Origin of the sequence: Salinicola salarius, assembly GCF_003206135.1 — a bacterium.
Classification (GTDB): domain Bacteria; phylum Pseudomonadota; class Gammaproteobacteria; order Pseudomonadales; family Halomonadaceae; genus Salinicola; species Salinicola salarius.
In genome coordinates, this window is the sequence record NZ_PZJT01000006.1 from 31,822 (window position 1) to 54,200 (window position 22,379).

Genomic DNA, 22,379 nt, shown 5'->3' on the forward strand with positions numbered 1-22,379 from the left:
ACGACTAATGTCGTTTTTCCTGCCGGTCGACTCCGTCCCGCAGATCGTTATGCTGAACCCTAAAGGGCTTTTGACGATATCGGTCTGTCCGGGCAGGGTCGCCACGCGGTGTCCCTGCGCCACCATCTTGGGAGGGATGCCATGAACTCGGAAACGGAAACGTCGCTGCATGAGTCGTTGCGGGACAATGTCAGGCTGCTGGGCGATAGTCTCGGCCGCACTATTGCCAAGGATCTCGGCAGCGAGTTCGTGGACCGCATCGAACGTATCCGCGCCCTGGCCAAGAAAGGGCGGCAGAGCGCGGAGGAGGCGGACCGCCGCGAGCTGATCGACTACCTTCGCGCGCTCCCCGAGCAGGAACTGCTGCCGGTCACCCGCGCGTTCAACCAGTTTCTCAACTTCTCCAATATCGCCGAACAGCACTATCGGGCGCGCTTTCGGCGGGTCGAGGACTACAAGCCCGGCACCCAGCCCGATCTCGGCGAGCTGCTCCATCGGGCGGCGTCGTCGGGGCATTCCCCGCGCCAGCTGGTCGATGCCATCGCCGACATGCGAATCGACCTGGTATTGACGGCGCACCCCACCGAAGTCATTCGCCGCACCCTGATCCAGAAATACGACGCCATCGATCACTGCCTGCAGATCATCGAGACCAGCGCCGACCATCCGGAAGTGCTGCAGCGCGCGCACGGCCGCCTGGAAGAACTGATCGCCCAGTCCTGGCACACCGACGAGATCCGGCATGAACGTCCCACGCCCGTCGACGAGGCGAAATGGGGATTTGCAGTGATCGAGAATTCGCTGTGGGAAGCGGTGCCGACGTTCCACCGCGACCTGGACACGTTGCTGATGGAGACCGCCGGCGAGCGCCTGCCGCTGGAAGCTTCGCCTATCCGCTTCGCCTCGTGGATGGGCGGCGACCGGGACGGCAATCCCAACGTCACGGCCAGCGTGACCGAAGAAGTCCTGCTGCTGGGCCGCTGGATGGCGGCCGATCTCTACCTGCGCGATCTCGAACAGCTCAAGGCCGAGCTGTCGATGTGGAAGGCCAGCGATGCGCTGCGGGCCGAGATCGGGGACGGTTCCGAGCGCGATTCTCGACAAGCAGCAGAACCTTATCGCGCCCTGCTCAAGCGGCTATCGACCCGGCTGGAGGCGACCCGGGCCTGGTCACGCGCACGACTCGACGGTGAAGTGCCCGGCGACGCGCCGACCATCGAAACGCGCGAACAGCTCTTCGCGCCGTTGCTGACCTGCTACCGCTCGATGTGCGACGTGGGGCTGGAAACCATCGCCAACGGCGTGCTGCTCGACACACTGCGACGGGTGGCGGTCTTCGGCGTCAACCTGGCCAAGCTCGACGTACGCCAGGATGGCGCCCGCCACGCTCAGGTGTTCGAGGAGCTGACCCAATACCTCGGCATCGGCCATTATCAGGACTGGGACGAACCGGCGCGGCAGGCGTTTCTGCTCGAGGAACTGGCCTCGCCGCGACCGCTGATTCCCTCGCGCTGGGCGTGCTCGGCCGAGACGCGGGAAGTGCTCGATACCTTCGGTGTCATCGGCCGCGAGCATCGTCAGGCGCTGGGCACCTACGTCATTTCCATGGCGCAGCAACCTTCCGACGTGCTGGCGGTGGCGCTGCTGATGAAGGAAGCCGGCAACGGCGTGCGTCTGCCCATCGCGCCGCTGTTCGAGACGCTGGACGATCTGGATCGAGCCGGCGACGTGATCGAACGCCTGCTGGCGCTACCGGGCTATCGCGAGGTCGCCGGCGATCACCAGGAAGTGATGATCGGCTACTCGGATTCGGCCAAGGATGCCGGCCAGCTGGCCGCTGCCTGGGCCCAGTATCGGGCCCAGGAGCGGCTGGTCGAGGTGTGTCGTGAAGGCGACGTGTCGTTGACCCTCTTCCACGGCCGTGGCGGCACCGTCGGTCGTGGCGGCGGTCCGGCCCATGCCGCGATCCTGTCGCAGCCGCCCGGCTCGGTGAACGGCAGCCTGCGGGTGACCGAGCAGGGCGAGATGATCCGCTTCAAGTTCGGCCAGCCCGATATCGCCCTGCGCTCGATGGAAATCTACGTTTGCGCGGTGCTGGAAGCGACGTTGCTGCCGCCGCCCGCGCCGCAGCCGGTCTGGCGCGAGGAGATGGACCGCCTGGCCGGTATCGCCCACCGCGCCTACGTTGGCGTCGTGCGCGAGGATCCTGAATTCGTGCCTTATTTCCGGGCGGTAACGCCGGAAGGCGCGCTGGGCCGGCTGCCGCTGGGTTCGCGTCCCGCCAAGCGGCGTCAGGAGGGCGGTATCGAAACGCTGCGTGCCATTCCCTGGATCTTCGCCTGGACGCAGACCCGCCTGATGTTGCCGGCCTGGCTGGGGAGCGGCGAAGCATTCTCGCAGCGGCTGGAAGAAGATGGCGGGCTCGACAGGCTGCGCGAGATGCGCGAGCAGTGGCCATTCTTCGGCACTTACCTGGACATGCTCGAGATGCTGCTGGCCAAGTCGGATCCGCTCATCGCCGCCTACTACGAAAACCGCCTGGTCGACGATCCCGCCCTGACGCGCCTGGGCGAGTCGCTGCGTCAGCGCCTGGTGGATCTGGAGGCCGTGCTGCTGCGAATACTCGATCAGCGCCAGTTGCTCGAGAATACGCCGCTGATTCGTCAGGCCATCGAGGTGCGCAACCCCTACATCGACCCGTTGCATGGCCTTCAGGCCGAACTGCTGCAACGCAACCGCGATGCGGACGGCGACATTACCCCGGAGCTCACGCGGGCGCTGATGGTCACGATGGCGGGCATCGCCGCTGGCCTTCGTAATACCGGCTAGCCACCGAGCTTTGCCAATCCTGCTATAGGGAATCCTGCTATAAGGATAGTGACTGCGAGACGCGATCGAGGGCGTACCGACGGCTGGTCGGTCCGTCCTCCGTCATCCGGGCGCGGTCACCGTCGGTTCGGTCACGGGGAGTGCGGCATGGAGTTCAAGGATTACTATGCGGTGCTGGGGGTCGAGCGGGATGCCACCCAGGATGAGATCAAGCGGGCCTATCGCAAGCTGGCGCGAAAGTATCATCCGGACGTCAGCAAGGAAGCCGACGCCGATGCCCGCTTCAAGGAGCTGGGCGAGGCGTACGAGGTGCTGAAGGATCCGGAAAAGCGTCTCGCCTATGATCAGGTGGGTCGAGGCCAGCGGGCCGGGCAGGATTTCCGGCCGCCGCCAGACTGGGATACCGGATTCGAGTTCAGAGGCGGTGGCTACACGCAGGAAGGCTATGCTCGGGAAGACAGTGCGGCTTTCAGCGATTTCTTCGAGTCCCTGTTCGGCCAGCGCCGGGGTTATGGCTCGACGGGCTTTGGTTCGACGGGTTTTGATTCGACGGGCTTCGGTTCGGACGGCTTCGCGCATGGCGAGTCCGACGGTGCCCGGTATCGTACCCGCGGCGCGAATGTGCGCGGCGAGGATCATCACGCCAAGGTCTCGATTGCACTCGAGGATGCCTATCGCGGTGCGACGCGGACGCTGACGCTCCAGAGCGGCGAAATCGACGAGCAGGGCAGGCTGCGGTCCCGTCATCGCACCTTGAAAGTGCGTATTCCCAAGGGTGTGAAGCAGGGCCAGCGGATCCGATTGAGCGGGCAGGGCGAGCCGGGCCTTGGAGGCGGGCCGGCCGGCGATCTCTACCTGGAGATCGAATTCGAGCCGCATCGGCGCTATCAGGTGGAAGGGCGCGACGTCACGGTGAAGCTCCCCGTTGCGCCCTGGGAGGCGGCATTGGGCGCCACGGTTACGGTCCCGATGCCCGAAGGCTCCGTGGAGATGAAGATTCCACCGGACTCCCAGAGCGGGCGGCGCCTGCGACTCAAGGGTCGCGGTATACCCGGTCAGCCGCCGGGGGATTGCTACGTGACCCTGGAGGTCGTCCTGCCTTCGGCGAAGCGTGACGACGTCAAGGCAGCCTATCGCCAGCTGGCGGCGGTGGCAGGTTTCAACCCCAGAGCGGACGCGGAGAACGGATCATGACCATCCACGACCTCACTGAAATGCCGGTCGACAATCTCGACGAAACCCCCGTTCTGACGCTGGGCGAATTATGCCGAGCCTGCACGGTCCACGCGGAGTGGGTCATCGAGCTGGTCGACGAAGGCATCATCGAGCCCAGCGGGCGTCGGCGCGAGCAGTGGCGTTTCTATGGCGCTAGCCTGCACCGCGTGAAGGTCGTAAAGCGACTGCAACGGGATCTCGGTGTCAATCTGGCCGGGGCGGCGCTGGCGCTCGAACTGATGGATGAGGTGGCAAGATTGCGTCAGAAAGTCGGTGAAAACTAGGGGCGGTTTTTCGATATCGTTGCCGCGTCATGAAACGGCTTTGCAGCTGAATAGCCTGAATATCGGCCGGGAGAGTCGCCAAATAGCTCCCGGTCATGGGCTATGTTGGTAAGTTTACGACTATAGTCTTGTCGCAGAAAAACCACTCTCGTCATCAAAATGAGCATGCTACGCTTGTTTTGACTTCCCGCTTTTCTGCGATTCCCCCATGCCAATCACGATAATGGAAACGCGGGCGCTATCGATCGATATCGACCCGCTGATTCTCGATGCCGCCCGTAGCTTAATCGATTCATCAAAGCGTCGAATCCTCGGCCTGGTCGGCGCCCCGGGTTCCGGCAAGAGCACGCTGTCGGAGGCACTGCTCGCTGCGCTGGGGGATCAGGCGCAAGTCGTGCCGATGGATGGCTTCCATCTTTCCAATCGCCAACTGGACGCATTGGGGCGTGCCCAGAGGAAGGGTGCGCCGGACACCTTCGATGCGTTCGGCTACCGCGATCTGCTGCATCGTCTTCGCGCTAGCTATCGCAATCGCGAAACCGTGTATGCCCCCGGCTTCTATCGGGAAATCGAGGAACCCATCGCCGCCAGTATCGCGGTCACGCCGGGATCGCCTCTGATCATTACCGAAGGCAACTATCTGCTGCTCGAGGAGGAACCCTGGCCTCGAGTGCGTGCCATGCTGGACGAAGTTTGGTTTCTCGACGTCGATCGGGAGCTGCGGGAAGAGCGCCTGGTGGCTCGGCATATGCAGTTCGGCCGTACCGAACGGCAGGCACGGGAGTGGGTGCGAACGACCGATGCCCTCAACGCCGAACGCATCGAGGCCATGGCTGCCAGCGCGGATCGCCAGTTGTGGTGGAACGGTTCCAGCATACGGTTCAAATCGGTGTGATCGCCCGCCGGGCGAAGCCAACGCGTCATCCGGCTTGCTCGGTGTTTATGGAAAAACATAAGGAAAGAGGCAAGGAGAGACATGAACGCAAATGCTTCCACCAGTCGCGGCCCGCAGCGCAAGGGGCTGGTCGTCATGGTATCTGTCGTGGCCGCGCTGGGCGGCCTGCTGTTCGGTTACGATACCGGCATCATCGGTGTGGCTCTGCTGGGACTGTCGAAGCAGTTTGCACTCGACGATACCCTCAAGCAGCTCGTCACCGGCGCTATCATCCTGGGCGCCATCTTCGGCTGCGTGGGTACCGGGCGGCTGTCCGATCGTCTCGGCCGCCGCTGGACGATCGTGCTGGTCGGCGCGGTGTTCATCCTCGGCTCGATCCTGTCGGCGGCCTCGACCAGCGTCGGCATGCTGATCGCGGCGCGATTCATTCTCGGGCTCTCCGCCGGTAGCGCCACGCAGATCATTCCGGTCTACATCGCCGAAGTCACGCCGCCGGAGCACCGCGGGAAGCTGGTGGTGATGTTCCAGTTCATGGTGGTATTCGGCATTCTCGTCGCCTATCTCGTGGGCTATGGCCTGGGCGAGCAGTGGCGCTGGATGTTCGGTCTCGGCATCATCCCGGCGGTGATTCTGATGCTGGGCATGCTGGTTCTGCCGGAGAGTCCGCGCTGGCTGGTAGGCAAGGGGCGTGAACCGGAAGCGCTGGCCATTCTCGAACGCGTGCGCGCCAGTCGGGAAGGGGCTCAATCCGAAATGGACGAGATCAAGGAGGTCTCGGCGCGCCCCGAAGGTTCCTGGCGCGATCTGTTCCAGCCCTGGATCCGCCCCGCGCTGGTGGCCGGCGTGGGGATCGCCATGTTTTCGCAGATCACCGGCAACAACGCGCTGATCTACTACGCGCCGACCATCCTGAGCCAGGCCGGCTTCGGTGACAGTGCCTCGGTGCTGGCGGCCATCGGTGGCGCGGTGCTGATCAATCTGGCGACGATCCTGGGCATCTTTCTGGTTGACCGCATTGGCCGCAAGCGGTTCCTGCTGTGGATGGTGCCGGGTTCGGCGGTGGCGCTGTTCCTTATGGGACTACTGTTTATCGGTGGCGCACCCGAGGACGCTTTCAGTCAGTATGCGCTGGTGGCGTGCCTGGCGATCTACATGGCGCTCAACTGCAGTTTCGGTGTCTGCCTGTGGCTGATCAACGCGGAGGTCTATCCGCTGTTCGTGCGGGGAAAAGGCGCCAGCATGGGCGCGCTGAGCCACTGGGTATTCAACTTGCTGGTCACGTTGACCACGCTGTCGCTGATCAGCGCGCTGGGCACTTCCGGCACGTTCTGGCTCTATGCCGTGATCACTGCGATCGCCCTGGTTTTCATCATCCGCTACGTACCCGAGACGATGGGGCGCTCGCTCGAAGAGATCGAGAGCGATCTCAAGAAGGGCATCTTTTTCCCGGCGGACAGGGCCAAGGTCGATTCAAATGAGACTTCTGGAGCGGCCAGCGCTGCAGAATGATCGCCTGACGCGCTCAACGATGAACGATACGGCCGGTCATATTGACCGGCCGTATTCGTTTCCCGCCATCGGTTCGACGCTAGCGCGGCGTCGTTCGATAGAGCGCATCGATCGTGGCGACTTCGAGTCCATGGCGGCGCCCCGCCTCGATCAGCGGCCCCAGGATCGCATCACGCTCCGTGGGGCGTCCGGCGAGCACGTCCTGCAGCATCGAAGACCGATTGGCGGCAGTGGCTTCGATCACGGCGTCGATGAGCGCCTGCCAGCCCGCGTCGGGTGGTAAGACGCCTTCGGCCTGCATGATTTGGGCGATCTCCGCTACCAGCGCGACGATTCGAGGCCGGAATCGGGGCGCTGCCAGTTCGCCGTTGCGAACACGATGACTGGCGGTCAGCGGATTGATCACGGCGTTGATCGCGAGCTTCTGCCAGAGTCGCTGGCGGATATCGCGGCATGGCGCGGCCGTGATGCCGGCTCGGGTCAGGCGCTCGGCAACGCTGGCCGCCAGGGCGCGGTGGCGGGCGGCGAGATCGCCGATCCAGGTCTGCCCGGTAGCGGCATGAACCACATCGGGTAGAAGGCTATCCGGGTCGGGTCCGGGACGATAGGCGGCTTCGGTGGTCGAGGCGCAGAGTACCGGTCCGGCCCAGCGTTCGGTGATGTCCGGCTGACTGCGAAAGCCGTTCTGCAACAGCAGCAGTGGCGTGGCCGGCGCGAGACGGGGCGCCAGCGCGTCCAGGGCCGCCTGTGCGTCGTGCGATTTAGTCGCCAGTATCGCCAGCGCGGGCGCTTCGTTGCCGGCGGGCCGATCCGCCCAATCATTCAACTGCCCGCGTGGCAACGCTATCTGCCGATCCCGGCCTTCCAGCGTGCGCAGCCGGATGGCCGGCGGAGCCGGGCGTCTACCGAGCAGGATCACGGGATGCGTCGGCGCGAGGGCGGCGGCAAACAGCTGGCCGAGCGCGCCGGCGCCGACGATCAGCCACGGGTCGCCGTCGGCTAACGTCGCGGGTCGGGCGTGTTCGGGTCGAGTCGTCATGAGCCGGGCTTCCTGGCACGGCGGGCGCGTGCCGGTTTGGCGGTGGTTTTCGACTGTTCGCTTTTCGATGACACTGCCTTCGATCGAGTTCCCGTCGATCGTCGCCGCGAGCGGCCGGCGCTGGTCTTGCGTCCGCCGCGCTTTGCTGCCGGGGCTTCCGGCGCGCTGCCCTGCGCCGCGAGCTTGAGCGCCTGATTGAGCCGGCTGGCGTCTGCCTGGCCCAACAGCGCGCGCAGGTCGCTGACCAGCGCTTCCAGAAAAGGCGTCGGCGCGTCCTGATTGTCGGCAATCGCCGAAAGCCGCTGCTCCCACAGCGCGGTACGTTCCGGCCGGGTCGCCGCAGGCGGGAGCGAGTCGATCAGGGCATGGCCGGTGCGCGTGGCCTTGATGGCTTTTCTGTCGCGAACCAGATAGCCCCGCGTGAGCAGCGTCTCGATGATGCCGGCCCGGGTCGCTTCGGTGCCGAGACCGTCGGACTCGCGCAGCGTACGCTTGACCGCGGGGTCCTCGACGTAGCGGGCGATGTTCATCATCGCCTTGATCAGGCTGGCGTCGGTGAACGGCTCCGGTGGCCGGGTTTCGCGATCCTCGCTGCTCGCATCGGTCGCCGTGGCCGGCTCGCCACGCGTCAGCGGAGGCAGCGCGGGAACGTCGTCGCGAGTGGTGAACAGCGGCTTCCAGCCCGGTTCGAGGATCTCCCGCCCCTGGGCCTTGAAGCGCTCGTCGAGGAGCTCGAAGATCGCCTGGGTCTCGTAGGTCTCGAGCGCCGGATAGAACTGGGCGAGGACGTTGCGCGCGATCAACCGGAACAGGTTGGCCTCGTCGCGGTTCAGCCTGTCCATGTCCGCCGGCCGGCCCGTTGGCGCCAGCGCGTGGTGAGCGCCAACCCTGGCGTCGTCCCAGGCCTTGGAGCGCAGGCCGAAATCTGCCTGCTCGACCCATCCCTGCAGTTGGTCGTCTAGCTGACAGGCGCTGGTCAGGGTCTTGGCCGCTTCCCGATGGTGCGCGGCGGGCAGGTAGCGGCAGTCCGAGCGGGGATAGGTGATCAGCTGGTGGCGCTCGTAGAGCGACTGGCAGACATCGAGCACTCGCTGCGCGGAAAGGCCGTGGCGTCGTGCAGCATCGACCTGCAGCGCGGACAGCGAGTAGGGCAGTGGCGCGGCCTGGCGCTTGCGCTTCTGGTCGAGTTCGGCGAGATGGCCGCGGGCGCCGACAAGCCGTTGCGCTAGCGCCTCGGCCGGACGCGGATCGAGCAGGCGGCCCTGCTCATCAAAACACGAGCCGTCCAGCGGACGGTGTTCGCCGGGCTGCCACCAGGCCCGCAACGAGCCGCTGGCGACCTGAAGGTCGACCCACAGAACGTAGAAGGGCTTGGGCTCGAACGCGGCGATATCGCGATCGCGCCGGACCACCAGCCCCAGCACCGGCGTCTGCACGCGACCCACCGACAGCAGCCCGTCGAAGCCGGCCTGACGACCGATCAAGGTCCAGGCGCGCGTCAGGTTGATGCCATACAGCCAGTCAGCGCGGGAACGGGCCTCGGCGGCAGCATGGAGCGGCTGGTAGCGGCGGTTGTCCTCGAGGCTGGCGAGCGCCTTGACTACGGCGGGCCGATTGAGATCCTGAACCAGCAGCCGCTGGGTCTGCCGGCGCCAGCCCAGATGATCCAGCACTTCCTGCACCAGCAACTGGCCCTCGCGATCCGGGTCGCCGGCGTGCACGACGCTGTCGGCGCTCTTGATCAGCTTGCGCAGCACGGCCAGCTGCGATCTTGCCTGGCTTCTCGGAACCAGTTGCCAGCGCTGGGGAATGATCGGCAGGTCATCGAGCCTCCACTGCTTGTATCTCGGGTCGTAGCGCTCGGGCGGCGCCTGTTCCAGCAGATGGCCGAGACACCAGCTCACGACGGTATCGCCGGCCTCGAGATAGCCATCGCGGCGCGTCGCCTTGACCGGCAGGGCATCGGCGATGGCGCGGGCGAGACTCGGCTTTTCGGCGACGATCAAACGCATGGCGCGGGCTCCGGCAGGTGGCGGTGGTCGATCCGTTCGGCAGTCATTTTTCGAGATGGCGACGAGCGCGAACCAGTGCCCGATACCACTGGCGATGCGGCGTACCCACGGCGGGCGGCGCCATGCTGAGGTAACTGACGTTGGGGGTTTCGCCACGGTCGAGGTTGACGTTGGTCAGCATCTGCAGCGTGGCTTCCCGCGCGCCGTACTGACGCTGCAAAAACGCCATCGCTTCCGGTTCCAGCGCGACGCGGTAGTGCTTGACCAGGGCCAGGGCCAGCGACTCCGCCGTGCGCGACAGGTCGGTCTCGATCTCGCGGACCATGGCGGATCCCATCGCGGCTTTCGCCGCGATCGACAGGTTGGGCTCGAGCTGGCCGAAATCCGCGGCGTTGGTGCTGTTGATGGCGCGCTGGACGGCCGGGCGCGACAGATGCACGTGGGGCTCCAGCGCCAGGAATATCTCTACCGCGACGCGCTTGGCACTTTCGACCCCCACGCTGAGCTGGGTGTCCCGCTCGGCCTGGCGCAGCCGCTCGCGCAGCGTACCGATATTGGCTTTCTCGAGATGGCGGCCGAGATGCTTGCACACCACTGCCTTGGCCTCGTCGTTGAGGGCGATCTTGCTCTCGCGAATGCGCAGGCCGCGCCGTCCCGGCCCCAGGCGCAGGCGGGTGGTGTCGTCCGAGAGATCGGCGCTCACCGCCTCCCAGCGCTGGGCCATGCGCAGGCGATGGGCGTGGCTGCGCCCGACTTCGTTGTAGGCGCTGGAGACGCTCTTGTAGAGCTTGATCGCGTTGGTCAGCACCTCTGCCTGGTGGCGCAGGGTCTGGCGATCGTCGCTGCGCCCGGTGTGGATGGCATGGGCCAACGTCTGGATCTGCTCGCTCAATTCGTCGATGGCCGCGACGCTGTGGGCCAGCAGGGCATCGGCGCGCTGGCCGGAGACGTTCTCGGCAAGCGGGGTCACCGAATGCTCGATCAGATAGGTGTTCAGCGCCTTGAGGCGGGATAGCCCGGTCGCCTGGGCGATGCGGTGACGAGCACGGGCTTCCTCGAGGCTGTCGAACGCCCGCGCCAGCTTCCAGCGTCCGCGATATTCGAACGACAGCACCGGAATCTCCCGGCCGCTGATCAGCTCGAACGCCAGGATCACCATCTCCTCGACGTCCTGCAGCGTCATCAGCAGGTCGTTGTCGTGCTCGATGGCGGCCATGACACGTTCGATGAAGTGCTCGTCCCGCGGCACGCCGTAGCGTGGGTCCGGGGCGTGCCCCTCGAAGCGCTCGCGCAGCAGGGTGATCGCCACCGGCGCGAGTTCGTACAGTTCGGTGAGGCGGGGTTCGATGTCGTCGCGGTAGATCTCGACCAGATCGCTGACGCGCGCGTGCAGGCCCACCCGGCGGTAGACATCGATCTGGCCAATCACGCGAGCGCTCTCGTGATCGTCCAGCAACTCGAGCGCCGCCAGTTCGACACCTTCCGGCGACAGATCCTGCTTGCGCAACAGCATGGCGGCCGCTTCACGGCGCCGGGCATCGCCCTCGAGGCTTTCGACGATGAGATTGCGCGTCGCCAGCAGCAGCTCCGGCAGCGTCTTGATGACGCGCTCGATGCGACTCGAGGTTCGTTCCAGCCGTCTCCCGCCCGTCAGGTGATGCAGAAGATTGGCGATGATCCCCGCCGCGCCGGTGATGACCGTGAACGAAATGAAGAAGATGTAGTTCTCGAGCGTCGGCGCCTTGCCGTATCCCAGCAGGTAACCGCCCCAGGCGCCCAGCAGGGTGACCGGCCCGGCGGTCCACAGGATCTGCAGCAGGCTGACGGTCCAGGGGACTTTCTCGACCGCCGCGGTGATGCGCCGAATCTCGTCACGGCCTTCCCGTTCCAGCCTTACCTGTGGTGCATCGCTGGCGGCCGACTGCGAAGGGCGACGAAACGGAATCGGCAAGAGCACGGGCGCTCCTCTCTGGTGACGACGATGGATGGGTACGGTGGTCGGCTCGTCACGGCGACCGGCTGACAGCGACGACCGGGTTGGCACCGGCAACCGGGCTGACGGCGACGATGGCCCTGCCGACCCCGACAGGGCAAGCGGCGGCTAAATTATCACCCCATGCCGGCACTCGCCAGCGCTGTTGCCCGGCATGCTAGGATGGAGCGAGCAAATGGAGGAATGCCATGCTGACAGCTTGGGTCGAACAGCTGCTGGGTTTTGCCAGCGGCGCCCTCGAGACGATTCGCGCCAATGAATATTACCCGACGATGATGGCATGGGCCCGAGCCGAGGGGGTCGAGCATTGCGGCGGCAGTCTCGACCTGGCTCAGGCGCTCGCTCCGCTCATCTGGAACCAGACTCCGCTGGTTCGGCGCGACTTCGATACCGAGCCGTTGGCGGAGCCGCAGCGGGACGAACCCTGCTGGTGCGATTCGGGACGGCTCTATCGCGACTGCTGTGCGCGGGTCGAGATGCCCAGCGTCATTCCCGGACACCTGATGTGGATGCTGTCGCTGCGCGAATGGCGTGGCGAGACGCTGAAGACCGCGCTGGACAGCCGCAAGGCGCCACCGCAGGCGCTGCTGGAAGCCGGCATCGTCTCGGCGGAGAGCGGCAACAACGGCCGCGCCCAGCAGATTCTGGAGTCGCTGTTTGCCGGCGATCGCGACTGGGCGGCGCTGGAAGAGCAGATCGAGCCGGCCTTCGAAATCCTGGTCGATCTCTATCAGGAGCGCGGTTTTCATCGCAAGCGGGCGGCATTGGTCGAGAGAGTGATGGCCGAGGGGCCGGGGTTCCTGCGGGGTGCCGCCCTCGAGCGGTTGTGCCTGATGCATCTGGACAGCGGCGATCTGGCCAGCGCGCGGGACGCCTTCCAGAGCGCCCAGCGAACCCTGCCGGATTCGCCGTCGCTGGCGTATATCGAGGCGATGGTGCTGCTCCACGAGGGCAATGTCGGCAAGGCGCGTCAGCGTGCGGCCTTCTGGTGGCGACGGCTATCGCGCCAGCATCATCTGGACCCGGATCAGCTCGAATTCATCGCCGAGCTGGCCGACGACCCTCAGGCGGCGCTGGCGGAGCAGGTCATCCACTCGGAGGAGGCGTTGGCCGGCCCGTTGACGGCGCTGCAGGCGCTGCTGCATACCCAGCAGCGTCCGCCCCGTCTCGAACTGGCCCACTCCGAGGAAGGCGCGCTGCTGTATGAACCCAGCTCTCGCGAGGCATCGCTCTATAGTGGCTGGGCCGATGCCTGCGAGGTCGAGATCGACGAAGATGCCGCGCTCGGGTTTCTGGGCGACCCGTGGGTAACGGCGCCGCAGTGGCTGCAGGCACTGTGCGCCAACCCGGAATGGCTGGACGCGCCGCGCGTGATGCAGGCGCTGACCCTGGCGCTGGCGAGTCGCTTCGGCAGCCTGCCCTGGATGGTCGATACCTTCTTCACGCCGCTGGCGGAGCGCTACGGCTTCTGGCTCAACCAGCTCGAGGACGCCGGTGGCAGCTTTTCCTGGCACGATGCAGACAACGCGACGCTGCTGCGAACCGGCCTGGCGCTGGTCATCGGCATGGAGCGTGGCGCGGGGCAGGAGGCGCGGAAGCTGGCGCAGCGGCTGCTGGCGCTGGACGAGGAGGACAGCCTGGGCCTGCGCGAGCTGGTGATCGACCAGTTGCTGCGTGAGGGCAACGACGAACAGGCGCTGGCGGTCAGCGAACAGGGGCCGGAAGGAACCGAGATGCTGGGCGTGCAGATGGGCCGGGTACTGGCGCTCTATCGCCTGTCGCGTCGGGAGGACGCGCTCGCCGTGCTGCGGGAGGTCTATTCGGCCAACCCCTACATATTGCCGATTCTCTGTGAAGACCGCCCGCGGCCGGCACGACTCGGCGACGACATGCCGGAGCCGGGCACGCGCGCGGAGGCGTGGCAGTATCGTCAGCTGATGCGCGACCAGTGGCTCGCTTCGGAGGGCGCCCTGGACTGGCTCGCCCGGCAGCGTCGGGCGCTCTCCTGAGGTTCGCTGGCAACGGCCTCTTCATTTCTCATTCCTGTCCGTACCCGTCAGCGCGTGCTGGCGGGCTCGCCGTCTTCCCGTCCGCTTTCCTGTCCGTTGCCCCGTGCTTGGGTTTTCGAGGCCGCCCCCGCCTCATCGGCCGCTTCGTCGCCTTCACTATTGGTATCGAGCGTCGGCAGCCGGCGGCTCAGCCACCAGGCCAGCGCCACGGCCGGCAGACCGAGCAGACAGACGATCCCGAAGAAGCTGGCATAGCCGACATCGGCCACGACTACGCCGGAGAAGCCGCCGATGAACTTGCCGGGCAGCGTCATCAGCGAGGAAAACAGTGCGTACTGGGTGGCGGTATAGGTGCGGGAGGTCAGGCTCGACAGGAAAGCGATGAACACCGTGCTGGCGAGGCCATTGGCCAGGTTGTCGCCGGTGATGGCCACGATCAGCAGCGGCAGGCTGTCGCCGCCGGTGGCGAGCAGCACGAACAGCAGGTTGGTCAGTGCCACGGCCAGCGCGCCGACGATCAGCATCCGGCCCAGACCATAACGGACCACCAGCAGCCCGCCAAGAACGCCGCCGCCGATGGTCATCAGCACGCCGAAGACCTTGGTGACGCTGGCGATGTCGCTCTTGGTGAAGCCCAGACTCAGGTAGAGCGGATTGGCCATCGCCGCCATCGAGATGTCGCTGATGCGGTAGATGCCGATGAAGACCAGCAGCCACAGCGCCAGGCGGCCATAGCGCTGGAAGAAGTCTCCGATCGGGCAGACGATAGCCGCGATCAGCCAGACACCGGTCTGTCGCTGCCAGCCGGGGCGGTTCGCGCTACGGCGGAGAAAGCGCTTCACCCGAGGATGGAACAGCACTACGGTGAGGCTCTGCGGACGCGGCGGTTCCGGGCGTACCAGCACGGTGACCATGCCGATGCCGACCAGCGCGGCCATGCTCAGATAGGCTACTGCCCAGGACGCGGCGTCGGCGATGTAGAGCGCACCGGCCCCCGCCATGACGATACCGATGCGATAGCCGATGATGTAGGTCGAGGCCATGGCGGCCTGGATTGCCGCTTCGCCGGATTCGATACGGTAGGCGTCGATGACGATGTCCTGGGTCGCCGCGCCGAAGGCGGTGAGCAGGGCGAAGGCCGCCACCAGCGGCAGGTGTCCGGCGGGATCGAGCCCGGACAGCCCCAGCAGGCCGGCGGCGATCAGCGTCTGCCCCAGCAGCATCCAGCTGCGACGCTGGCCCAGCCAGCGCCCGATCAGCGGCAGCCTCACCCGGTCGACGATCGGCGCCCAGAACAGCTTGATCGAATAGAGCAGCCCTACCCAGCTGAAGAAGCCGATGGCAGCGACTTCGACGCCGCTATCCTCGAGCCAGGCGGTGAGTGTCGAGAACACCAGCAGATAGGGTAGCCCGGCGGAAAACCCCAGGAACAGCAAGGTCACCACCGGCGCCCGCAGGTAGACGCGCAAGGATGTCAGCCAGTCACGTGGCTTGCGTTGCATGCAACCTCCAAAGGAAACGCTGCCTAAATGTCTGCGCAGGCGAATCGCTGCGTTGCGCGGTGCTGGAGCGCCAGCCCGGTCGGATCCTCACTACACCCCATAGGCTCCGGTTGCTGCGCTCCGTGCGCCTTGCGACGGAATGCCGCCCACTTCATCCTGCTCGACGATTTATTCAGTGTTTCCAATAAACCGGATCGGCACGCCGCGGGCGGACGTGTCGGATCGAAAATGGTACGCTAGATGGCCTGTCGCGTCTGGCCCGAATGCCACGCTGGCGATCTCGCAATAACGCGTGATTCTGCCTCGTCGAAACGGGCGATGACAGGGATTGTCTTTTTTAAAGGTCATGATTAGTAATCATGATCAGAGGTCATGATCAGTGGCGGCGATCAGGGAAGGTATATCGATGACCAGTGAATCGGCGCAGGATGGCGAGTCGTTGCCACGCTGGTATGTGATCCAGTGCAAGGGCGGCGAGTCGTTTCGTGCCAGTGAGCATCTCGACAACCAGGGCTACGAAGTGTTCCACCCGGTGCTCGAGGTGCAGAAGCGCCGGCGTGGCAAGCTGACCTGGGTCGCCGAGCCGCTGTTTCCGCACTACCTGTTCATCCGTCTCGATCGCATTGCCAGCAACTGGCGGCCGATTCGCTCCACGCGGGGGGTTCTGCGACTGGTCGGTTTCGGCCAGGAGCCGGTGTTCGTGCAGGATGCGCTGGTCGATACCCTGCGGGATCGCGTCAGTGCCGACGCTAGCCGCGACCGCGCCAACGTCTACTATCGCCAGGGCGATATCGTCGAGATCACCGACGGGCCGTTTCGTGCCCTGCAGGCCGTGTTCGAGGCGCAGAAGGGCGAAGAGCGCGCCATTGTGCTGCTCAACCTGCTGCAGCAGGCCCAGCGCCTCGAAGTGCCTGTCGATGCCCTGCGCAAGCACTCCTAGCCGTTAGATTCCTCGAACTTCCGGCAAACCGCTCCAAGCCGCCATCATCCCTCATTCGCCACGAATTTCTACCGTCACCCTGGAGTCATCATGAGCCAGTTCGCCATCGCACCGTCTCTCGTTGCGTCCCTGCATTATGTTCTCGCGGACGAGCGAGGCCGCACTCTCGACGATTCCCGGGCACGCCAGCAGCCGCTGGAGTACCTCCACGGGCACGACAATCTGTTTCCGGCGCTGGAAACGGCACTGGCCGCGCGCCGGGCGGGCGAGCGGCTGCGCGTCACCCTGGCGCCTGCCGATACCTACGGTGAGCGCGACGAAGCGCTGGTCAGCGCCAGCCCGCGATCGGCTTTTCCGGAAGATCAGCTATTGCAGGCCGGCCAGCGCTTTCAGGCGCAGGGGCCGGACGGCCCACGGACGGTGACGGTGGTCGAGGTCGACGAGGCGCAGGTCACCGTTGACGCCAACCACCCGCTGGCCGGCGAGACGCTGACCTACGAGATCGAGATTCTCGAGGTACGCGAGGCGACGCGGGCCGAGCTGGCCAAGGGGCATCCGCTACCGCCGGGAACCTCGCACACCGAAGTCGAAGATCGCAAACGGTAGTTTTCCGGAGGGACTTGCTCTTTCTGGGGGACTTGCATTTTCTGAGGGGCTTGCTCTTTCTGAGCGGACCAGTTCTTCCTGAAAAGACTGGCCGCCGATAGCGGGGCGGCGCTTCTCAGAGCCTGTTCACAATCTCGCGAGCTAGGATCAAACTAGGCGAAAACGACTGAGGAAAGGACCGGGCTCGCGCACGAGTTTACATAGGGGTAAATGAGTATCCCGAAGTCCTTTGATTCGCTTTGCTCACTCTGCGGGCCAGCCTCCGGCTGTTGTCTCCGCAGGGCTCCGACTCAACAATGTTTGGCCGACGCGCAGCAGATTGTGAACGGGTTCTCAGCGATCCACCCACCAGCGCGTGAACCAGGCCTGCATGACTTGCTCCGGATAGACCGTGCGGCCCAGGCTGCCGTTGTAGCGAGCCAGGGCCTGGGTCCAGTCGCCACGCTCGCGTGCCAGATAGTGAGCGAGGATGGTACAGCCGTAGCGCAGATTGGTATCGATATCGTGCAGATCGTCCTGCGGACGGCCGATCTCGGCTTTCCAGAACGGCATGACCTGCATCAGCCCCAGCGCACCCGCCGACGAGACCGCGTTCGGTCGAAAGCGGCTCTCCACATCGATCAGTGCCAGCACCAGCTCGGGCGGTAGCTGGGCACGCCGCGCTTCGGCATGAATGCGCTCCAGCAGCGCCAGGCGATCATGGCGTGACGGATAGGCTTCGGGCTGGCGTCGGGCCAGGCGGGATTGCATGTCCAGCAGCCACACCTGGGCGTCGAAGGCATCCTCGAAGCCATCCGGTGCCGCCATGACCCGCGACAGCGACTCCAGCAGCGCGGGGGATGGCGGCTCGCTCGGGCTGCCGACGGACGGCGCGTTCGTCTGGGCCAGCGTCACGCCAGCCGTGAACAGGCTGGCGACGACGAGCCAGCTCGCCGTCGCCAGTGTCGCGGTGAGTCGCGCCGGCACGATCCCTCCGATCAGGCGAACCGGGCGTCCAGGAATGCGCGAAGTTCGTCCAGCGCCACCATGGTGACCTCGCTGTCACGGCGGCCCTTGTACTCGAGCTCGCCCTTGTCGAGACCGCGGTCGCCGATCACCAGTCGATGGGGAATGCCCATCAACTCCTGATCGGCGAACTTGACGCCGGGGCGCAGGTCGCGGTCGTCCAGCAGCACGTCGATGCCGGCATCCGTCAGCTCCTGGTAGAGCCTGTCGGCGGTCTCGCGAACCCGGTCCGACTTGTGGGCGTTCATCGGTACGATCGCCAACTGGAACGGGGCAATGGCATCGGGCCAGATGATACCGCCGGTATCGTGGTTCTGCTCGATGGCCGCAGCCACCACGCGGGTGATGCCGATACCGTAACAACCCATCCAGACCGTCGTCGGCTGGCCGTTGTCGTCGAGTACCGTGGCGTTCATCGCTTTGGAGTACTTCTGTCCGAGCTGGAAGACGTGGCCGACTTCGATGCCTCGGGTGATCGAAAGCTGGCCCTGGCCGTCCGGCGACGGGTCGCCCTCGACCACGTTGCGCAGATCGGCGACCTGCGGCAGCGGCAGGTCGCGCTCCCAGTTGATGCCGAACAGATGATGATCGTCGACGTTGGCGCCGGCGCCGAAGTCGCTCATCAGCGCGACGCTGCGATCGATGATCAATGGCAGCGGCAGATTCACCGGACCCAGCGAGCCGGGGCCGGCGCCGATGGCGGCACGAATTTCCTCTTCGCTGGCCATGGTCAACGGCGCTGCGACGGCATCGAGGTTTTCGGCCTTGATCTCGTTGAGCTGATGATCGCCGCGTACCATCAGCGCGATCAGCCCGCCGTCGGCGGCATGCACGATCAGCGTCTTGACGGTCTTCTCGATCGGCTGGTCGAAGCCTTCGACCAGCGCAGCGATGGTGCGCACGCCCGGCGTGGGCACCTGGCGCATGGGTTCCTGCGGCGCGGCACGCTCGGCGCCCCTGGGCGGTAGCGCCTCGGCCTTTTCGATGTTGGCGGCGTAGTCGGAGCCGGTGGAGAAGACCACGGCATCTTCGCCGGAGTCGGCCAGCACGTGGAATTCATGCGAGCCGGTGCCGCCGATGGAGCCGTTGTCGGCGAGTACCGGGCGGAAATCGAGACCCAGCCGGGTGAAGATCCGCACGTAGGCGTCGTACATGCGCTGATAGGACGCCTTGAGGCCGGCTTCGTCGCTGTCGAACGAGTAGGCGTCCTTCATGATGAACTCGCGCGAGCGCATCACGCCGAAGCGGGGGCGGATCTCGTCGCGGAACTTGGTCTGGATCTGATAGAAGTTGGTCGGCAGTTGCTTGTAGCTGCTGATCTCGCGCCGTACCAGGTCGGTGATGACCTCTTCATGGGTAGGGCCGACGCAGTAGTCGCGCTGATGACGATCCTTGAGCCGCAGCAATTCCGGACCGTACTCGTCCCAGCGGCCGGATTCCTGCCATAGCTCGGCGGGCTGTACTGCCGGCATCAGGACTTCCTGCGCGCCGGCGCGATCCATCTCCTCGCGGACGATACGCTCGACCTTGCGCAGCGTTTTCACGCCCACCGGCAGCCAGGTGTAGAGCCCCGATGTCAGACGGCGGATCATGCCGGCACGCAGCATCAGCTGGTGACTGACGATCTCCGCGTCCGCCGGTGTTTCCTTGAGGGTCGAGATCTGTAATTGGCTGGCACGCATTGAGTGTTCTTTCCTGTATTCATCAGCGTAAGCGGAACGCGGCATATCCTCGATATGGCGTGATCTGCAGTCATTCGTAGGGTCGTCAGTATAGAGATGCGAGCAGCGGACGGGGAAGGGCGAGCGGCAAAAACCTCCCGCAAACGAGGTGGTGCAAGGGCCGAGGATGGCAGTTCGCGCCGGGCGTCGCGATTGCTCTACCCACTTTGCCGATCTTTCCTATAGTGAGAGTCAGGGTCGCATCCGGCATCGCCGGGAAGGCGAGCGGAACAGGACACCATCGGAAATCCGTCGTTGGCGGCCCGCGCCGGAGGGAGGTGTGTCATGATTCATCACGTCTGGGGACTGCTTACGCATCCCAATCGCGAGTGGCAGCAGATCCGCGGCGAAAACGAAACCGTATCGCACTTTTACGGTTCCCATGTCTTGGTGATGGCAGCCATTCCGGTGGTCTGCGCCTTCATCGGCACTACGGTGGTCGGTTGGCACTTCGGCACGACCAAGGAGGGACTGGCGAAGACCGTGACTGTCTCGCCTGCGACTGCGGTGCTGCTGGCGATCATCTTCTATGCCCTGATCCTGGGCGCCGTCTGGCTGATGGGCAACGTGATTCACTGGCTGGCGCGTCGCTATCCGGAGCGACCGGATCTCAGCCATTGCGTGGTGTTCGCCGGCTACATGGCGACGCCGATGTTCCTGAGCGGCGTGGTCGCGCTCTACCCGCTGATATGGCTGTGCTTGCTGGCCGGCATCGCGGGGCTCTGCTATACGGTCTACCTCGTCTATGCAGGCCTGCCATCCTTTCTGGGTATCGATCAGCACGAGGGCGTACGTGCCTCGAGTGCGGCGCTGGCGATCGGCATTCTCGTGCTCGAGGCGTTGCTGGCGATCACCGTGCTGCTGTGGGGTTACGGCGCCTCGCTGGTCTGACTTCCGACGATTCTTTCGACGCTCGGCGCCCGCCCCTATGGCGGGCGCCGTTTTGGGGCCGACAGCATCTGGACTCGACCCGGGTCGATGGATTAGGTTACTCCGCGTTACCTCTCCGTCACTGGGATTTCGCAATGCAACCTCCGTTTCGACGCCTGATCGCTGGCGCTGTCGTTATCGGCCTGATTCTGCCGCTGACCGGCTGCGGCACGCTCTTCTATCCCGAGCGCAAGGGGCAACTGCAGGGGCGTATCGATCCCGGCGTGGCGATTGCCGACGGGCTGGGCCTTTTGTTGTTCATCGTGCCGGGCGTGATCGCCTATGCCGTGGATTTTTCCAACAACACCATCTATCTCCCGGGCTCCCATGAGGCGTCGATCGATCGCGTCCATTACGAGGGCAATTTGAGCGCCGACTCGCTGGCCTCGATGATCGAGACACGTACCGGTCACGATCTCGCTGCAGAGGCGCAAGCGCCCATCGTCGAGCGGGTCGCGACGCTGGATCAGGCGGTGTCGAGAATCGAATTCGGTCCGGCAGTGCCGCCGCCTATCTGAATCGCTCTCGCCTATCTGAATCGCACCCGTCTATCTGAATCGCTCCCGCTTGCCTGAACGGCTTCCGAATCAGGCCGGTCGCGATTTCGGCGCCACGAGCAGCGCCAGCATGCCGGCTACCAGGCCCCAGAAGGCAGCGCCGACCCCGAACAGCGTCACGCCGGAACCGGTAACCAGGAAAGTGATCAGTGCCGGCTCGCGGTGATGAGGCTCCAGCAGGGCGCGATGAAGGCTGCCACCGATGGTCGAGAGCAGCGCCAGCCCGGCGATTGCCAGCACCAGCGCCTGGGGCAGGGCATCGAACAGCGTGCCGATCGAGCCGCCGAAAAGACCCGCCAGTAAATAGAAGCCTCCTGCACAGATCGCCGCCGGATAGCGTCGGTCGGCATCGGGGTCGACATCCGGCCCCATGCAGATCGCCGCGGTAATCGCGGCCAGGCAGACGCTGAAGGCACCGAAAGGCGCCAGGACCAGGGTGGCCAGCCCCGTCCAGATCATCAACGGAGAAATCGGCGCGTCGTAACCCGCGGCACGCAGAGTCGCCACGCCCGGCGCGTTCTGCGAGGCCATCGTCACCACGAACAGCGGGATGCCTACGCCGATCAGGCTCGACAGCGAGAAGGTTGGCCAGATCCAATGGGGTACGCTGACGATCAGTTGTGCCTGCCGTGTATCGATTTCGCCCAGCAGCCCCGCAACGCCAAGCCCTGCCAGCAGCACCAGCACGATGGCGTAGCGCGGTAGCCAGCGCTTGGCGGCGAGATAGATCAGGAACATCGACGACACCAGCACAAAGTCGCCGTTCAGCGAGCCGAAGGCATCCAGGCCGAAGCGCAGAAGCACCCCCGCCAGCATGGCCGCGGCGATGGATTGCGGAATGATCTGCATCAACCTGGCGAACCAGCCGGTAATGCCGCAGATCAGGATCAGCACGGCGCAGAAAACGAAGATGCCGATCGCCTCGCTCAATGGCAGGTCGGGCAGGCTGACGGCCAGGAGCGCGGCCCCCGGCGTCGACCAGGCCGTCAGGATCGGTTGCCGGTAGCGTAGCGACAAGCCGATCGAGGTGACGCCCATGGCCAGTCCCAGCGCACTCAGCCATCCGCCGATCTGGATCGGTGACGCGCCAGCTGCCGCAGCCGCCTGGAAAATGATCGCTGCCGAACTCGTATAGCCGACGAGGACTGCGACGAATCCCGCCGTGACGTGGGAAGCCGTTATCGTCGTGCCGTGCCGACGGTCGGCCGGTAAACGTGCCATGAACACATTCCTGAAAATCGGAAGGAATGTGCGTTATAACGTACATTGCGCGATCTCGGCAACGTGCGCTATAACGCACATGAGCACAAATAAAACCTATAGACGTGAGTGC

At 65.1% G+C, this 22,379-nt stretch carries 17 protein-coding genes; 10 read left to right on the plus strand and 7 right to left on the minus strand.

Annotated elements, in window-relative coordinates:
• Positions 1-141: 141 nt before the first annotated feature.
• The 5 genes from ppc to DOM32_RS06605 all read left to right on the plus strand — a co-directional run bounded on the left by ppc (position 142) and on the right by DOM32_RS06605 (position 6,732).
• Positions 142-2,829: a phosphoenolpyruvate carboxylase gene (gene ppc, locus DOM32_RS06585; protein ID WP_110632513.1), complete on the plus strand. Its 2,688-nt coding sequence runs from the start codon at positions 142-144 to the stop codon at positions 2,827-2,829.
• A gap of 147 nt (positions 2,830-2,976) precedes the next feature.
• Complete coding sequence (locus tag DOM32_RS06590) at positions 2,977-4,023, plus strand: DnaJ C-terminal domain-containing protein (protein WP_110632516.1); 1,047 nt, start codon at positions 2,977-2,979, stop codon at positions 4,021-4,023.
• Positions 4,020-4,328 carry a chaperone modulator CbpM gene (locus DOM32_RS06595; RefSeq protein WP_071232996.1) on the plus strand — a complete coding sequence of 103 codons (309 nt, stop codon included), beginning with the start codon at positions 4,020-4,022 and terminating at the stop codon, positions 4,326-4,328. The genes DOM32_RS06590 and DOM32_RS06595 overlap by 4 nt, the downstream gene beginning before the upstream one ends.
• Positions 4,329-4,536: 208 nt before the next feature.
• Positions 4,537-5,223 (plus strand): nucleoside/nucleotide kinase family protein, encoded by a 687-nt coding sequence (locus tag DOM32_RS06600; protein WP_110632519.1) that lies wholly within the window; start codon positions 4,537-4,539, stop codon positions 5,221-5,223.
• An 81-nt stretch (positions 5,224-5,304) separates the two neighbouring features.
• Positions 5,305-6,732 (plus strand): sugar porter family MFS transporter, encoded by a 1,428-nt coding sequence (locus DOM32_RS06605; protein ID WP_071232992.1) that lies wholly within the window; start codon positions 5,305-5,307, stop codon positions 6,730-6,732.
• Positions 6,733-6,811: 79 nt separating this feature from the next.
• Here the strand turns inward: DOM32_RS06605 and DOM32_RS06610 are convergent, their stop codons facing one another.
• The 3 genes from DOM32_RS06610 to DOM32_RS06620 are packed head-to-tail and all read right to left on the minus strand — an operon-like array spanning position 6,812 to position 11,740.
• Positions 6,812-7,771 carry a ketopantoate reductase family protein gene (locus tag DOM32_RS06610; protein ID WP_110632522.1) on the minus strand — a complete coding sequence of 320 codons (960 nt, stop codon included), beginning with the start codon at positions 7,769-7,771 and terminating at the stop codon, positions 6,812-6,814.
• Positions 7,768-9,783 (minus strand): DNA topoisomerase III, encoded by a 2,016-nt coding sequence (locus tag DOM32_RS06615; RefSeq protein ID WP_110632524.1) that lies wholly within the window; start codon positions 9,781-9,783, stop codon positions 7,768-7,770. The genes DOM32_RS06610 and DOM32_RS06615 overlap by 4 nt, the downstream gene beginning before the upstream one ends.
• Positions 9,784-9,826: 43 nt before the next feature.
• Complete coding sequence (locus tag DOM32_RS06620; protein ID WP_110632527.1) at positions 9,827-11,740, minus strand: hypothetical protein; 1,914 nt, start codon at positions 11,738-11,740, stop codon at positions 9,827-9,829.
• A 224-nt stretch (positions 11,741-11,964) separates the two neighbouring features.
• Between DOM32_RS06620 and DOM32_RS06625 the strand changes: the two genes are divergently transcribed.
• Positions 11,965-13,785, plus strand: a complete 1,821-nt coding sequence (locus tag DOM32_RS06625) for an SEC-C domain-containing protein (RefSeq protein WP_110632530.1) — start codon at positions 11,965-11,967, stop codon at positions 13,783-13,785.
• 47 nt (positions 13,786-13,832) lie between these two features.
• Here the strand turns inward: DOM32_RS06625 and DOM32_RS06630 are convergent, their stop codons facing one another.
• Positions 13,833-15,287 (minus strand): AmpG family muropeptide MFS transporter, encoded by a 1,455-nt coding sequence (locus DOM32_RS06630; RefSeq protein ID WP_110632533.1) that lies wholly within the window; start codon positions 15,285-15,287, stop codon positions 13,833-13,835.
• Between the two features lie 406 nt (positions 15,288-15,693).
• Here DOM32_RS06630 and rfaH point away from each other — a divergent pair, with 406 nt between their 5' ends.
• The gene (gene rfaH, locus DOM32_RS06635; RefSeq protein ID WP_110632536.1) at positions 15,694-16,227 is read left to right on the plus strand and encodes a transcription/translation regulatory transformer protein RfaH; all 534 of its coding nucleotides are present in this window, start codon (positions 15,694-15,696) and stop codon (positions 16,225-16,227) included.
• Positions 16,228-16,317: 90 nt separating this feature from the next.
• A complete protein-coding gene (locus DOM32_RS06640; RefSeq protein ID WP_110632539.1) occupies positions 16,318-16,833 on the plus strand; it encodes an FKBP-type peptidyl-prolyl cis-trans isomerase in 516 nt (171 codons plus the stop codon).
• A gap of 333 nt (positions 16,834-17,166) precedes the next feature.
• Here DOM32_RS06640 and DOM32_RS06645 read toward each other — a convergent pair whose 3' ends face one another.
• Complete coding sequence (locus DOM32_RS06645; RefSeq protein ID WP_420855065.1) at positions 17,167-17,799, minus strand: lytic transglycosylase domain-containing protein; 633 nt, start codon at positions 17,797-17,799, stop codon at positions 17,167-17,169.
• A gap of 11 nt (positions 17,800-17,810) precedes the next feature.
• Positions 17,811-19,520 (minus strand): proline--tRNA ligase, encoded by a 1,710-nt coding sequence (locus DOM32_RS06650; protein WP_110632542.1) that lies wholly within the window; start codon positions 19,518-19,520, stop codon positions 17,811-17,813.
• 324 nt (positions 19,521-19,844) lie between these two features.
• On the opposite strand from DOM32_RS06650, the gene DOM32_RS06655 reads away from it, so the two are divergent.
• A complete protein-coding gene (locus DOM32_RS06655; RefSeq protein WP_208625334.1) occupies positions 19,845-20,450 on the plus strand; it encodes a Yip1 family protein in 606 nt (201 codons plus the stop codon).
• A gap of 134 nt (positions 20,451-20,584) precedes the next feature.
• Positions 20,585-21,007 carry a hypothetical protein gene (locus DOM32_RS06660; RefSeq protein WP_071232984.1) on the plus strand — a complete coding sequence of 141 codons (423 nt, stop codon included), beginning with the start codon at positions 20,585-20,587 and terminating at the stop codon, positions 21,005-21,007.
• A 69-nt stretch (positions 21,008-21,076) separates the two neighbouring features.
• Here DOM32_RS06660 and DOM32_RS06665 read toward each other — a convergent pair whose 3' ends face one another.
• Positions 21,077-22,267, minus strand: coding sequence for a benzoate/H(+) symporter BenE family transporter (locus DOM32_RS06665; RefSeq protein WP_110632546.1), 1,191 nt, complete (start codon positions 22,265-22,267; stop codon positions 21,077-21,079).
• Positions 22,268-22,379 lie beyond the last annotated feature (112 nt).